12 protein-coding genes are annotated in these 14,879 nt (G+C 62.6%); 6 read left to right on the top strand and 6 right to left on the bottom strand.

Annotated elements, in window-relative coordinates:
- The first annotated feature begins 37 nt into the window (after positions 1 to 37).
- Positions 38 to 2,953 carry an excinuclease ABC subunit UvrA gene (gene uvrA / locus SPO_RS11250; protein ID WP_011047940.1) on the top strand — a complete coding sequence of 972 codons (2,916 nt, stop codon included), beginning with the start codon at positions 38 to 40 and terminating at the stop codon, positions 2,951 to 2,953.
- 21 nt (positions 2,954 to 2,974) lie between these two features.
- On the opposite strand, the gene SPO_RS11245 is transcribed toward uvrA, so the two are convergent.
- Positions 2,975 to 3,409, bottom strand: a complete 435-nt coding sequence (locus tag SPO_RS11245) for a hypothetical protein (protein WP_030003220.1) — start codon at positions 3,407 to 3,409, stop codon at positions 2,975 to 2,977.
- Between the two features lie 126 nt (positions 3,410 to 3,535).
- Between SPO_RS11245 and SPO_RS11240 the strand changes: the two genes are divergently transcribed.
- The 3 genes from SPO_RS11240 to SPO_RS11230 all read left to right on the top strand — a co-directional run bounded on the left by SPO_RS11240 (position 3,536) and on the right by SPO_RS11230 (position 6,513).
- Positions 3,536 to 4,321: a helix-turn-helix transcriptional regulator gene (locus SPO_RS11240; RefSeq protein ID WP_011047938.1), complete on the top strand. Its 786-nt coding sequence runs from the start codon at positions 3,536 to 3,538 to the stop codon at positions 4,319 to 4,321.
- Positions 4,322 to 4,372: 51 nt separating this feature from the next.
- On the top strand, positions 4,373 to 4,954 hold the full coding sequence (locus tag SPO_RS11235; protein ID WP_011047937.1) for a VOC family protein: 582 nt from the start codon (positions 4,373 to 4,375) through the stop codon (positions 4,952 to 4,954).
- A 92-nt stretch (positions 4,955 to 5,046) separates the two neighbouring features.
- Complete coding sequence (locus SPO_RS11230; protein WP_158454169.1) at positions 5,047 to 6,513, top strand: sulfatase-like hydrolase/transferase; 1,467 nt, start codon at positions 5,047 to 5,049, stop codon at positions 6,511 to 6,513.
- A 3-nt stretch (positions 6,514 to 6,516) separates the two neighbouring features.
- Here SPO_RS11230 and SPO_RS11225 read toward each other — a convergent pair whose 3' ends face one another.
- The 4 genes from SPO_RS11225 to SPO_RS11210 all read right to left on the bottom strand — a co-directional run bounded on the left by SPO_RS11225 (position 6,517) and on the right by SPO_RS11210 (position 10,157).
- Positions 6,517 to 6,909: a hypothetical protein gene (locus SPO_RS11225; RefSeq protein WP_030003219.1), complete on the bottom strand. Its 393-nt coding sequence runs from the start codon at positions 6,907 to 6,909 to the stop codon at positions 6,517 to 6,519.
- A gap of 182 nt (positions 6,910 to 7,091) precedes the next feature.
- On the bottom strand, positions 7,092 to 7,964 hold the full coding sequence (gene mmsB, locus SPO_RS11220) for a 3-hydroxyisobutyrate dehydrogenase (RefSeq protein WP_011047935.1): 873 nt from the start codon (positions 7,962 to 7,964) through the stop codon (positions 7,092 to 7,094).
- Positions 7,961 to 9,007: an enoyl-CoA hydratase/isomerase family protein gene (locus SPO_RS11215; RefSeq protein WP_011047934.1), complete on the bottom strand. Its 1,047-nt coding sequence runs from the start codon at positions 9,005 to 9,007 to the stop codon at positions 7,961 to 7,963. Before SPO_RS11215 ends, mmsB begins: the two co-directional genes overlap by 4 nt.
- 7 nt (positions 9,008 to 9,014) lie before the next feature.
- Positions 9,015 to 10,157, bottom strand: a complete 1,143-nt coding sequence (locus tag SPO_RS11210) for an acyl-CoA dehydrogenase family protein (protein ID WP_011047933.1) — start codon at positions 10,155 to 10,157, stop codon at positions 9,015 to 9,017.
- A 411-nt stretch (positions 10,158 to 10,568) separates the two neighbouring features.
- Between SPO_RS11210 and SPO_RS11205 the strand changes: the two genes are divergently transcribed.
- Complete coding sequence (locus SPO_RS11205) at positions 10,569 to 12,719, top strand: sialidase family protein (protein ID WP_011047932.1); 2,151 nt, start codon at positions 10,569 to 10,571, stop codon at positions 12,717 to 12,719.
- 63 nt (positions 12,720 to 12,782) lie between these two features.
- Here the strand turns inward: SPO_RS11205 and SPO_RS11200 are convergent, their stop codons facing one another.
- On the bottom strand, positions 12,783 to 13,898 hold the full coding sequence (locus SPO_RS11200; protein WP_044028320.1) for a carboxylate-amine ligase: 1,116 nt from the start codon (positions 13,896 to 13,898) through the stop codon (positions 12,783 to 12,785).
- Positions 13,899 to 14,030: 132 nt separating this feature from the next.
- Here SPO_RS11200 and SPO_RS11195 point away from each other — a divergent pair, with 132 nt between their 5' ends.
- A complete protein-coding gene (locus SPO_RS11195) occupies positions 14,031 to 14,876 on the top strand; it encodes a class I SAM-dependent methyltransferase (RefSeq protein WP_011047930.1) in 846 nt (281 codons plus the stop codon).
- Positions 14,877 to 14,879: the final 3 nt, after the last annotated feature.

Genomic DNA, 14,879 nt, shown 5'->3' with positions numbered 1-14,879 from the left:
TCGCCTATCTCTGTGGCATTGGGTCCGAGGGCAGTTCATGGCTGAGCAGAAGTTCATCGAGGTACGCGGCGCGCGCGAGCATAATCTCAAGGGGATCGACGTGGATATTCCGCGCGATCAGCTGGTGGTGATCACCGGCCTTTCCGGCTCGGGCAAGTCGAGCCTGGCCTTTGACACGATCTATGCCGAAGGGCAGCGGCGCTATGTTGAAAGCCTCAGCGCCTATGCCCGCCAGTTCCTGGACATGATGGAAAAGCCGGATGTGGACCATATCAGCGGTCTTTCCCCAGCGATTTCCATCGAGCAGAAGACCACCAGCAAGAACCCGCGCTCGACCGTTGGTACGGTGACCGAGATCTATGACTATATGCGGCTGTTGTTCGCGCGCGCGGGCACGCCCTATAGCCCGGCCACCGGCCAGCCCATCGAGGCGCAGCAGGTGCAGGACATGGTCGACCGGATCATGGCGATGGAGGAGGGCACGCGCGGCTATCTGCTGGCCCCCATCGTGCGCGACCGCAAGGGCGAATACCGCAAGGAATTCCTGGAGCTGCGCAAGCAGGGCTTTCAGCGGGTCAAGGTGGATGGCCAGTTCTATGAACTGGACGAGCCGCCGACGCTCGACAAGAAGTTTCGCCATGACATCGACGTGGTGGTGGACCGCATCGTGGTGCGCGAGGGGCTTGAAACCCGGTTGGCCGACAGCCTGCGCACCGCTTTGGATCTGGCCTCGGGCATCGCGATCCTGGAGACCGCGCCACGGGACGGCTCCTCGGCCCCGGGCGGGGCCTCTTCGCCCGGCGAGGAGGGCTCGCAAGAGACCGAAGAGCCGTTGCGCATCACATTTTCGGAAAACTTTGCCTGTCCGGTCTCGGGCTTCACCATCCCCGAGATCGAACCGCGCCTCTTCTCGTTCAACGCCCCCTATGGCGCCTGCCCGAAATGCGACGGCCTGGGGGTCGAGCTGTTTTTTGACGAACGCCTCGTGGTCCCCGATCAGAGCCTCAAGGTCTATGACGGTGCCCTTGCACCCTGGCGCAAGGGCAAGTCGCCCTATTTCCTGCAAACCATTGAGGCGATCGCCCGCCATTACCAGTTCGACAAGAACACCCCGTGGAAGGATCTGCCCGAGAAGGTGCAACAGGTGTTCCTGCGCGGTTCGGGCGACGAGGAAATCCCGTTCCGCTATGACGAGGGTGGCCGCGTCTATCAGGTCACCCGCAGTTTCGAAGGCGTCATCCCCAACATGGAACGCCGCTATCGCGAGACCGACAGCAACTGGATCCGCGAGGAGTTCGAGCAGTATCAGAACAACCGCCCCTGCGGGGCCTGTGGCGGGTTCCGGCTGAAGCCCGAGGCGCTGGCGGTCAAGATCGCGGGCCTGCATGTGGGTCAGGTGGTACAGATGTCGATCCGCGAGGCGCTGGCCTGGGCCGAGGCCGCACCAGCTTCGCTGAGCAAACAGAAAACCGAGATCGCCCAGGCCATCTTCAAGGAAATCCGCGAGCGGTTGGGTTTCCTGAATAACGTGGGATTGGAATATCTTACGCTCTCACGTTCAAGTGGAACGCTGTCGGGCGGCGAAAGCCAGCGCATCCGCCTGGCCAGTCAGATCGGCTCGGGCCTGACCGGCGTGCTCTATGTGCTCGACGAACCCTCGATCGGCTTGCACCAGCGCGACAACGACCGCCTGCTGACCACGCTCAAGAACCTGCGCGATCAGGGCAACACGGTGATCGTGGTCGAACATGACGAGGAAGCGATCCGCGAGGCGGATTACGTCTTTGATATCGGCCCCGGTGCGGGTGTCCATGGCGGGCAGGTGGTCAGCCACGGCACGCCCGCCCAGATCGCCGCCGATGCGGCCTCGGTCACCGGGCAATACCTGTCAGGCAGTCGCGAGATTTCAGTCCCTGCCGAACGCCGCCACGGCAATGGCAAAAAGCTGACGGTGGTCAAGGCCACCGGCAACAACCTGCGCGAGGTCACCGCCGATTTCCCGCTGGGCAAATTCGTCTGCGTCACCGGTGTGTCGGGCGGCGGCAAGTCGACGCTGACCATCGAAACCCTGTTCAAGACCGCCAGCATGCGCCTCAACGGCGCCCGCCAGACGCCCGCACCCTGCGAGACGATCAAGGGGCTGGAATTCCTCGACAAGGTGATCGATATCGACCAGCGCCCGATCGGGCGCACCCCGCGGTCAAACCCCGCCACCTATACCGGCGCGTTCACCCCGATCCGCGACTGGTTTGCGGGCTTGCCCGAGGCCAAGACGCGCGGCTACAAGCCGGGACGGTTCAGCTTCAACGTCAAGGGTGGCCGTTGCGAGGCCTGCCAGGGCGACGGTGTCATCAAGATCGAGATGCATTTTCTGCCCGACGTCTATGTCACCTGCGAAACCTGCAAGGGCGCGCGCTATAACCGCGAGACGCTGGAGGTGAAGTTCAAAGGGAAGAGCATCGCCGATGTGCTTGATATGACTGTGGAAGACGCGCAGGAGTTCTTCAAGGCGGTGCCGTCGATCCGTGAAAAGATGGATGCGCTGTCGCGCGTCGGTCTCGGCTATATCAAGGTCGGCCAGCAGGCCACGACGCTTTCGGGCGGCGAGGCGCAGCGGGTGAAGCTCAGCAAGGAACTCAGCCGCCGCTCGACGGGCCGCACGCTCTATATTCTCGATGAACCCACCACAGGCCTGCATTTCGAGGATGTGCGCAAACTGCTCGAAGTGCTGCATGAGCTGGTCGAACAGGGCAACACGGTGGTGGTGATCGAACACAATCTGGACGTGGTGAAAACCGCCGACTGGATCATCGACATCGGCCCCGAAGGCGGCGATGGTGGCGGCATGATCGTGGCCGAGGGCACGCCCGAGGATGTGGCCGCAAGCGAGCGCAGCCATACCGGGCGCTACCTGAAACCGATGCTGAACCCCGAACGGGTGGCGGCGGAGTGACCGCCGCTACCCCGGGTGCACTCAGGCAGGATGCGCCCGCGCCTGCCGCGCCAAAAGCAGCGGCAGCAGGAACAGCGCCAGAAACCCGCTGTTCATCACCACGTTGAACGCGGCCCCGGCCAGAACCGATCCGGCGCTGTCGATCACGAACCAGGCCAGCACCCCGCGCAGGATGATCCGCGCGCCGGTCTCGGGGTCGCGGGCATAGACGTCGCGCACCACCTGCCAGATCATCACGCCCAGCCCGACCAGCAAACCGCCGCTGATCGCGGTCATCAGCCGAACGGCGGCGCTGTCCAATCGGTCCGCCCCGTCCAGCGGCAGGATCGCAAGGTCCAGGAAGAATTCCAAGGGCGCGCGCTGATCCAGCGCGATGGTGGCGAACATGGCCAGCCCGAACAGCGCGCTGACAACAGCGGCAAGCGATAGCAGGCGGGTGGCGCGATCATGGGTCATCTGAACTCTCCATTTCTGATGCTGGGGCCAGCCTGCCACTGCACGGTGCGGCAAAACAATTACCTGAGGGGTAAGTGAAATTCACGCTCTTTCCCCTATGCTGTACCTGGCAAGCGGAGGGCAGGGATGGTGGATAGGTTCGGGGATGTGCTGCGGGAATGGCGCCAGCTGCGCCGGATGAGCCAGATGGATCTGGGCCTCTCCGCAGGGGTCTCGCCCCGCCATATCTCATTTCTGGAAAGCGGCCGTGCTCTGCCCAGCCGGGGCATGGTGCTGCGGCTCTGTGACGAGTTGGAGGTGCCCGGCGGCGCCCGCAACCGCTGGCTCACCTCGGCGGGGCTGGCGCCTGCCTATCACAGCCGGAACGGGGATGCGCCCGAAATGGCGCCGCTGACACAGGCAGTCGACTGGATGCTCTCCCGGCACGCGCCCTATCCGGCAATGGCGGTCGACCGGCACTGGCGCCTCAAGACGATGAACCGCCCCGCCCGGGCGATGTTCGCCGCCACCGGGCTGGGGGCGGGGGACGGCCTGATCGACGCACTGCTGGACAATCCGGCACTGGCGGCGGCGCTGGAAAACCGGGACGAGGTCGAGCGGCTGAGCCTGACGCGCCTGCGCACCGAACTGGCCCATTTCGGCCGCGACCCGGTGCTGGAACAGGCGGTGGCCCGGTTGGCGGAACGGGTCGCGCGGCAGCCGGGCGCCGCCGATGCCCCGATGCCCGCCGTAATCCCGGCCCGCTACCGGCTGGGCGAGGCGGTGCTGTCCTTCTTCACCACCATCACCCAGTTCGGCGCCACCGGCGATATCGCCATGTCCGAACTCAGGATCGAGATGTTCTTTCCCGCCGACGACGCCACCCGGCAGATGGTCGAGGCACTTTGGGGAAACGCAACGCCCGGCAATTGAGACAGGCCGCCATCGCGCTATGCTGTGATCGGGGATCAGAGGAGGAGAGACATGCGCAAGTTGCAGACCCAGGGCGTGCATCACATCACCCTGACCGGCGCCGACCGGCAGAGCACCATCGACTTCTGGGAGGGGGTGCTGGGCATGCCCTTTGTCTTTGACCAGCCCAATCTCGACAACCCGGACGAGGGGCATGTCTATTTCGACCCGGGCGACGGGCGCTTGATCACCGTGTTCACCAACGAAACCCGCAAGGGCACGCCTGACCGCACGCCCACCGATCCGGGCTGCGTGCATCACATCGCCTTCAACGTGTCACAGGCGACCTTCTGGCAGGCGGTCGAGCGGCTGGACGAGCGCGGCATCGACCATTCCGGCCCGCGCGACCGGGGCTTCATGGATTCGATCTATTTCAAGGATCCGCTGGGCCTGTTGATCGAACTGGCGAGCTATCGGTTCGAGCCGCCGGTGGGCTGCACCCATGCCGATGTGCTGTTGCGCGCCCATCGCATCCGGGTGGCGCGGGGTGATTACAATATCGACCGCATCCACCTGGCCGACGCGATCGAGGATCTTGTCACCGCCCACCAGGACAGCCTGTCCGAGGATCGCGGGCCCAAGAACCCCTGGTAAGCAGCGGAGCGGTCTGCAAATCTCCTTGCTGACGCCGCCCCCCGTGGTGCACCATTCCGGTTATGCGCATTCCCGATGTGAAAGGGCGCCCGATGGCAGTACGGACACGTCCCAACATCCTGCTGATCATGGCCGATCAGATGACGCCCTTCATGCTCGAGGCCTGCGGTGGCACCGGTGCCCGCACCCGCCATCTGACCCGGCTGGCCGGGCGCGCGGTGCAGTTCACCAACGCCTATACGCCCAGCCCGATCTGTGTGCCGGCCCGATCCTGTTTCATGACCGGGCTGTATACTTCGACCACCGGTTGCTACGACAACGGCGATCCCTATCACAGTTTCCTTCCCACCTTTGCCCATTACCTGACCAATGCGGGCTATGAAACGGTGCTGTCGGGCAAGATGCATTTCATCGGCGCCGACCAGTTGCACGGTTTTCAGCGGCGTCTCAATCCCGATATCTACCCCTCGGGGTTCCTGTGGTCCTATCCGCTGCCGCCTGACGGGGACGCCTCGTTCCAGGCCTTTGACTTCACGCCGCAATACCTGGCCGAGAATATCGGCCCCGGCTGGTCGAAAGAGCTGCAATACGACGAGGAAACCCAGTTTCGGGCGCTGGAATACCTGCGCCACGCCCCGGACACGCCCTGGATGCTGACCGTGTCCTTTACCAACCCGCATCCACCCTACGTGGTGCCGCGCCCTTATTGGGAGATGTACAAGGACGCCGATATCCCGCTGCCGGACTATCCCGCTGACATGGACGCGCGCTATTCCGAGTTCGATCACGCGCTGCGGCGCTGGCATGGCCTGCATCAGCGCGGCCACGAGGTCCGCGACCCCCGGAACCTGATCGCCATGCGACGCGGCTTTGCGGCGCTGGCCCATTATGTCGATGACAAGATCGGTGCGCTGCTCGAGGTTCTCGACGAGACCGGCCAGCGCGACGAGACGGTGATCATCGTAACCTCGGATCATGGCGAGATGCTGGGCGAAAAGGGGCTGATCCAGAAACGCAGCCTCTATGAATGGTCGGCGCGCATCCCGCTGATCATCGACCTGCCGGGCGCCGCGCCCGGCCGGGTCGACACGCCGGTGTCGCTGCTGGACCTGCCCGCCACACTGATCGAATTGTCCGGTCAGACACCGGTGGCACCGCTAGAGGGGCGGTCCTTGCTGGGCGCGGTGCGGGGGCAGGAGCTGGACACCGTGCCCATCGTCTCGGAATACCATGGCGAGGGCATCATGCGGCCCAGTTTCATGGTGCGGCTGGGGGACTGGAAATATCACTACTGCCACGGTTCGGCGCCGCAGCTCTACAATCTGGCCCGGGATCCGGGGGAATGGCACAACCGGGCCGGAGAGCCGGACCTTGCCGAAACCGAGGCGCGGCTTGACCGGGTGATCACCGGCGGCAGTTTCGATCTGGAGCGGATCGCGCGCGAGGTCTGGGAGCGTCTGCCCCTCAAACAGGTGGTCAACGCCGCCATGCAGCGCAATGGCACCGCCTGGGATTATCGTCCCGACCCGGATTCGGGTCGGGCCTATATACGCTCGTGAAACTCAGTTCAGGATGTCGGCCACCGCGCCGATCAGGTTCAGCACCTTATGGGTGTCGCGGTCGACCTGATAGACATAATCGCCCGCCCGCACGTAATAGCCGGTCTGCTTCAACCCATAGCGATAGGGATCGTCGATCCAGAAATAGTCGCGTTCGATACGGTCGCCGATGCCATAGCGCGCCTTCACCTGTCCGGGCGGCACACAGGGCACCGCCTTCTTGGCCAGGCCCGGCGGACAGTGCACCGCGTTGGCCGGGTTGGCCGAGCGGGTCACCTTGACCTTGTTCTCGCCCTTCTGGGCGCCCTTGCCGTTCCCATTGCCATTCCCGGCCAGCACCGGTGCGGCTGACAGGGCCAGGCTCAGGACAAGCAATCCCGGGAGTATCCGTTTCATGCGCTTACCTTCCGATTGCGTCCGGCGACTGGCCGGATCTGGGAAATAGATGAGGTCAAAACAGGTTTTGTGCAAATCGATACGCGAAAACCCGCCGGCAGGGGTGCCGACGGGTCCGGCTTCTTTCTGGTGAGAAATACTCCCGGGGTGAATTGGCCGCAGGCCAAGAGGGGCGGCGCCCCTTATCCCCGTGTGCGTTTCTCGAACCGGGGCAGCATGGCGCTGAAATCCATGCCCTTGCCCCCCTCGTTTTCGACGAATTGGGCATAAAGCGCCTCGGCCAGCTGGCCCATCGGCGTATCCGCATCGGCGCTGCCGGCGGCCTGCTGGCTCAGCCGCAGATCCTTCAGCATCAGTTCGGCGGCGAACCCGGGCTTGTATCCGTTGTCGGCGGGCGATTGCGGCCCCACACCCGGCGCCGGGCAATAGGCGTTCATCGTCCAGCTATAGCCCGACGAGGTCGAGACCACGTCGAACATCTTCTGCCGGTCCAGCCCCAGCTTGTCGGCCAGCGCAAAGGCCTCACAAGTGGCGATCATGGTGACGCCCAGGATCATGTTGTTGCAGATCTTTGCCGCCTGTCCGGCGCCCGCAGCGCCGCAATGCACGGCCTTCTGGCCCATGATGTCGAAAAGCGGCTTGGCCTTCTCGAACGCCGCGTCCGAGCCGCCCGCCATGAAGGTCAGCGTGCCGGCTGCCGCGCCACCGATCCCGCCCGAGACCGGCGCGTCGACCGCCAGCAGCCCGGCCGCCTCGGCATCCGCCGCCACCGCGCGGGCGCTGTCCACATCGACGGTCGAACAATCGACCAGCGCCGCGCCAGCCGTCATCGCCGGGATCACCTCGGCCGCAACGGCGCGCAGGATCTGGCCGTTGGGCAACATGGTCACCACCACATCGGCGCCACGCGCGGCCTCTGCCGCGCTGGCCGCGCGGGTCACGCCCGCCACCTCGACCGGTGCCATGTCAAAGCCGGTCACCTCGTGACCGGCCTTGGCCAGGTTGGACGCCATCGGCGCCCCCATATTGCCCAGACCGATGAACCCGATTTTCATGCCTCTTCCTCCTCGAATGTCAGCGCCTCGGCGCCCAGCGGCTGCAACATGGCCGATACCGCCACTGCGGGCACCGTCAGATCGGCATATTGCCAGCGCGGATTGCGGTCCTTGTCGATGATCTGGGCGCGGATCCCTTCCAGGAAATCGCCCTTGTCCATCGCACGATAGGTGAAGCGGTATTCCAGCTCCAGCGCCTTGCGGATGCTGAGCGTCGCACCGCGCAGCCGATGCAGCATCTCCACCGTGCAGGCCATCGAAAGTGGCGAATTCCGCCTGAGGCTCGCGAGAATTTTCGACGAAAATTCTCCGCCATCGCCCTTGAGCGATGTCAGGATATCCCCCAGCGTCTCGCCGCCGAAATGGCGGTCGATCTCAGCCTGCATGGCACGCAACTCGCCCGGCGGCGGGGTCTGTGCATGCGGCGCCAGCAGCGCCGGATCGCCCGAGGCCTCCAACATCTCGATCAGCCCGGCCCAGTCACCTTGCGGGATATAGATATCCGCAAAACCGGCAAAAATGGCGTCATCCGGCCCCATCCGCCCGGCGGTGGTGCCCAGGTATTCGCCCAGCCGCCCCGGCGCCAGCGCCAGCATCAGCGTGCCGCCCACATCCGGAACCAGCCCGATGCCGCATTCGGGCATCGCAATCTTGCTGCTTTCGCCCACCACCCGGTGCGAGCCGTGACAGCCGATGCCGACACCGCCGCCCATGGTGAACCCCTGCATGAAGCTGACCACCGGCTTGGGATACTCGAAGATCATCGCATTCATGCGATATTCGTCGCGCCAAAAGGTGCGCCCGTAGTCGTAATTGCCCTTGGTGCCGGTGTCATACAGCTCGGCGATATCGCCGCCGGCACAGAACGCCTTGTCGCCCTCCGCGTCGATGATCACCAGCGCAACGTCGTCGTCCTCGCGCCAGTTCCTCAGCGCCGCGTCGATCGCCATGCACATGTCATAGCTCATCGCGTTCAGCGCCTGCGGGCGGGTCAGGGTGATCCGCCCGGCGCGCCCCGTGACCCGGATGTCGATATCTGCCATCTGATCCTCAGCGGTTGGCCAGCATGTGACGGGCGACAATCACCCGCATGATCTCGTTGGTGCCTTCCAGGATCTGGTGCACCCGCAGATCGCGGACCAGCTTTTCGATGCCGTAATCGGCAAGATAGCCGTAGCCGCCATGCAGTTGCAGACACTGATCCACCACTTTGGAACCGGTCTCGGTCACGAATTTCTTGGCCATGGCGCAGAACTTGGTGGCATCGGGCGTCTTGTTGTCCAGCTTCCACGCCGCCTGGCGCAGGAAGGTGCGCGCCGCCTGCAATTCGATCTCCATATCCGCCAGCCGGAATTGCAGCGCCTGGAACTGGTCGATGGATTTGCCGAACGCCTTGCGCTCGCCCATGTATTGCAACGTCATGTTCAGCGCCGTCTGCGCCGCGCCCAGGCTGCACGAGGCGATGTTGAGCCGCCCGCCGTCCAGCCCCATCATCGCGTATTTGAACCCGTCGCCCTCGACACCGACCAGGTTGCCCGCGGGCACCTTGCAATCGTCGAATTGCACCTGCGCGGTGGGCTGGCTCTTCCAGCCCATCTTGTCCTCCAGCGCGCCAAAGCTCAGGCCCGGCGTGCCGTCCTCGACATAGACGGTCGAGATGCCCTTGGGCCCGTCCTCGCCGGTGCGCACCATGCAGACATAGGCATCGGAATAGCCACCGCCCGAGATGAACGCCTTGGTGCCGTTGAGCACATAGCCCTCGTTGCTCTTCTCTGCCCGCGTCTTCAGTGCCGCCGCGTCCGAGCCCGAGCCGGGTTCGGTCAGGCAATAGCTCAGCACCGTATTGAGCGACAGCACATCGGGCATCACCCGCGTCTTCAGCTCGTCGCTGGCGAAATTGTCCAGCATCTTGGCGCACATGTTGTGGATCGACAGGAAGGCCGCGACCGAAGGGCAGGCCATGCTCAGCGCCTCGAATACCAGGGTGGCATCCAGCCGGCTCAGGCCCGCGCCGCCGGCCTCCTCGGACACGTAAAGCCCGCCAAAACCCAGCTCGCCCACCTGCGGCCACAGGTCCTTGGGAATGGTGCCCTCGGCCTCCCATTGCCGGGCATAAGGCGCGATATTGTCCTGGCCGAATGCGTGGGCCATGTCGAAAATCGCGGTCTGTTCCTCGGTCAGTGCAAAATCCATGACGTCTCCTCCATCGGCGGACAGCAGAAATGAACAGTTGTTTATTTCTTACCGCCGCGCCCCTGTCCGATCAAGCGCCAATGCCGCAAACACCCCTTGCAGAAATGCAAAGCACGACCTGTGCTTGCGGCCGGCAGAGCAGTGGACCGTTGATGAAAATCGTCAACCTCAACGACGCAAGCTGGATTGCACTTTGCCCTATCGCAAAGCCAGGGGGCTGGGTTTGGATCGTCACAATGTGCGTGACAAAGATAGATTGTTGGGCCGGTTTGCGGCCCGGCTGCGATTGATGACCTCGGCTGGTGTCCGGCTGCTCGCTTAGCTTGAATATTTCGTTGCTTATCCTATCAACCTAAGCGATAAAAATACTTGTCCAAGTCAACCTAAATATTATGCTTTCAGAGGTCATTCATGTCTGTTCTACATGCTGATACCGAACCCCGTTTCCACCCGCTGCAAGGATCGATTGTCAAATCATATGATCCGGTAACGATTGATGTTCATCCGGGGCCCTTGCTCTATGATCCCAGCGAAGAGCGGCTATGGCGCGTTTTTTCGGAGGCGCGATCGCATCAACCGAGTTTCGGGATGAGTGTGACGGCAGAGTTCTCCGACGATAGCGGTTGCAGCTGGCAAGGTCGGCGAACGATTTTTCCGGGCGATCAGAACCTCAAGATTCTGGCCACCAGCGGCATCTACCTGAACGGCCGCCTGATGGTGATCGTGAACACCGAGAACGCGTCGAACCAACGCAGCCTGAAGCTGATTTATTCAGATGATCATGGAGCATCCTGGCTTCAGCAAACCCCTGACATTTCCACGAACAGCAGCCATTTTCTGTTCGGGATCACGCACCGCTACGATGCAAATGCCGGTGGGCATGATGACAACGGCGCGGTTTTCTATACCTATCATGGCGGCTCGGCCTTTGCCTTTACCACCGCGGACAAGGGGGCGACATGGAGCACACATACGGTCTTCGACATGGCGACCACACAGTTTATCAACGACCAGGGGCAGGTGGCCACGGATTTTGTCGCATCAGAGCTGACGATCGCGCGGGTTCCCCAGTCAGATGATTATGTTCTCTATATAAGGGGATCGGGATATCCGAACTATCTGGCCGCCACATCGACCGACATGACCAGTGTGGGAACGACGGCCCTGACCATGCCGAGAGATAGCGGAATACTCAACGAAGGTTATGCTCCGAACAAAAGCGTCGGGTCGCCTCCGCATCTGGTCTCCTTCGGAGATGAAATCACCCTGTATACTTTCGGGCGGGAAAACTGGGTTAAATACGACATACCGCGTGAGCAGGCGATGCTGAGCTATACGCAAAATGCGCAGGATCTGTTTGCCAACAAGGGTATCTTTGCAAACAAAGTGCCGAGGGTTGCCGCCCGTCTGCCCACCCGCGCCGTGGGCATGATGTTCCATGTCGACACAACGGACAGTATCGTTGCCCATCTGCGGGCGGGAGAGAGCATCTATGAGATCAATAACGACGTCTACTCGCCCTGTGTCGGGCAACTTTACTTCCTTTCAAGAACGCAAATCCCTTCGAATGTCCTGACAACAAGGGAGAACCTGCTCGATAACCCCACATTTGACCTTTGGGCGCGCGGCGACAGTTTCACTGATGTGACCGCCAACGGCACACCTGTTGCCGAGCGGTGGCAGCTGTGGTGTTCCGGCGACACTCTTACGGCAACCCGCGAAGATGTTGATCATCTCCTGAGCAACAACCAATCGTTCAAGCCCAAATACGCGATGCGGGTAAAGTCCACCGGGCAAACCGGTAACGATTACTCGGGAATTCGTCAGGTGTTTTATGGAAAGAACAACCTGCGTCGATTTTCAGAGCGGGAGTTGACGTTGACGATCTACGGAATTGGCGAGCTGCCGTCAAACCTCCGGTTCTCGATCCATTTCTACAACCGGGATAATCCAACGATTATTACCCATGCCGCCGCTACGCTCCCCGTACCGGTTACCGCTGCGGGTCAGTTTACCTCAACAAGTGCGACGCTCTATACGCCAAGCGAAGACGCGGTGGCTCTGGGAGACAATCCAGGCATCGCGATTGTTGTGGATCAACTCGGCACCGATCTGTGGGATTTCGCCTTTGCGGGCCTCAAACTTGAGGCCGGTTTTGGCTCGTCAGTGCTGTCCTATCCAAACCTGGAAATCGAGTCCTCCAAAGCGCTCTACTATTTCGAGCGCTTCGGTTTCGACTCCGGGATCGGATTGGGAACTCAACGAGCAGACAATGACGGGTTCCGAGCTAATGTGAAATACCACCCTAAAACGATTGTACCAAGCATCGTCACGGAACTGCCGAAAGATGGTTTCGGGAACCCGATCTGGACCAACAAGTTCGAAATACGTCATCTCACAGGGACAACTGCCTGTACCGGTATTAAGGCTGCGACAACGATAGCTCAAAAAGATCAGGCGTGGATCGATTTTTGGACCAAAGAAGCAGAATTCGACTACTATGCCGGAGAATGTTGGAGTATCGCGTCCGATGCCGGCTTCTTCATCGACGTCGAAGCGTGAAGTGATGCCAAAGGTTTAAGTCCGGAGCCGCCGTTTCGAAACCCGAATGGGCGGCTCCTTCCCTTACAGATCGGCGTGGAACTCCTCGATCAGGTGGCGCACCACGGCGCGTCCGGCATCCTCGCCCCGGGCCAGCGCCTCGGCATGGACCCTGCGCTGGCGGGTGGCCGAGTTGCCGTGTTCGGCGATCTGGCGCAGGCGGGCGATCTCGGGCAGGGTGCCGAGTGCCTCGGCATCTTCCGACAGCATCCCCATCAGCTCGTCCATCAGCACCGTCATCGGCTTGAGCGAGCGGTCGCCGAAGTCGATCAGCCCTTCGCCTACGCCATAGCGCTGCGCACGCCAGCGGTTCTCGCCGACCAGGAACCGGTCGTAATGGCGCCAGCGCAGGTTGCGCGCCTTCATCCGGCACAGCATCCGCATCAGCGCCTGGTTCATCGCCGCGAGCGACAGCGCGTGCTCCAACCGCGGCTGCACATCCATGATCCGGGTTTCCAGCGTCGGGAACCGGTGCGAGGGGCGCAGATCCCACCAGATCTTGGTGGTGTCCTCGATCACGCCCAGTTCCACCAGAATGCCGGTGGTGCGTTCATATTCGGCCCAGCTCGAAAACGAAGGCGGCAGGCCGGTGCGCGGCAGGTTGTCGAAGATGGTCAGCCGGTAGGAAGACAGGCCGGTATCCTCGCCATTCCAGAAGGGCGAGGAAGCCGACAGCGCCAGCATATGCGGCAGGAAATAGCTGAGCTGGGGCATCAGATCGGCGCGCAGCGCCTTGTCCTCGACCCCGATATGCACATGCATGCCGCAGATCAGCATCCGCCGCGCCACCCCGCCCAACGCATGTTGCAGCGCGTCATAGCGTTCCTTGCGGGTGTGGTGCTGGTCCTTCCAGCTGGCGAACGGGTGGCAGGAGACCGCGATCGGGGTCAGGTTATGTTCGGCCGCCCGTTGCGAGACACCGGCGCGCAGCCGTTTCAGATCCTCGCGCGCGGCGGCGATGGTGGCATGGGGGCGGGTGCCGACCTCGATCTGGCATTGCAGGAACTCCGGGCTGACCTGGCCTTCGAAATCCGCCTGACAGGTGCTCATCAGCGCCTCGGGCGCCTCGGCCAGTTGCAGGCTGTCGCGGTCGACCAGCAGATATTCCTCTTCGATCCCGAGTGTGAATTCCTTTTGCATGACCCCTCCGCTGCCGGTTTTGGACCAGTGAACAGGCAACAGATGGCTTTGCCAAGCAGGAATGGCGTTGGCCTGACGCGTCGGGACGGGTAAGGAACGGGCCGGGACAGACAGTCAGAGCGGGGCGGCGGGATGAAGAAACGCAGATTTCCACGGGTCAATGCGGTGCTCTCACGCTGGGGTGTGGCGCTAAGTGATGCGCGCGAGACGCAGGCGGAACAGGCCCGGCTGGCCGATTTCGAGGCGCGCGGCGGGCTGGAGGCGCCGGCCTATGCGCTCAGCCCCGGGATGCGCACCTTCGATCTGGCACCGCTGGTCGAGGAATATGCCCAACATGGCGAGGCGCTGGCGGCGCTGCACGATCCGGCGCGCAACCAGACCGGATATCGCAGCGGCAACGGCTATTACGACACGCCCGATGCCGAGGCGCTGTATCTGATGATCCGCCGCTATCAGCCGCGCCGGGTGATCGAGGTGGGCTGTGGCAACTCGACCCGGATCACGCGGCAGGCGGCGCTGGATGGCGGGCTGGAGACAGAGATCACCGCGATCGACCCCTGGCCGCGCGCCGATATCGCGGGCGTGGTGGACAGGTTTGAACAGGCTCGGCTGGAAGAGGTCGATCCGGCAGTGTTTGCCGCGCTTGAGGCCGACGATGTTCTGTTCATCGATTCAAGCCATCAGGTACGGATGAGCAACGATGTGGCGCATCTGTTCTGCCGCATCATCCCGGCGCTGGCGCCGGGCGTGGTCATTCATGTGCACGACGTGTTCCTGCCCTATGAATATCCCAAGCGGTTCTTTTATGACTGCCCGTCCTGGGCGGAACAATATGTTCTGCATGCGCTGATCCAATCCGGCGGCTATGACATCCTCTGGCCCGGCTACTACTTGCAACGGGCCCGGCCAGATGCGGTCGAGGCGCTGCCGTTCCTGGGGCAGGGTCGGGCGCAATCCTTCTGGATCCGCAAGCTCTGAACT

This window comes from Ruegeria pomeroyi DSS-3, from assembly GCF_000011965.2.
Lineage (GTDB): Bacteria > Pseudomonadota > Alphaproteobacteria > Rhodobacterales > Rhodobacteraceae > Ruegeria_B > Ruegeria_B pomeroyi.
The sequence above is the reverse complement of the archived record's forward strand: the minus strand, read 5'-3'. Positions and strand labels throughout refer to the sequence as shown.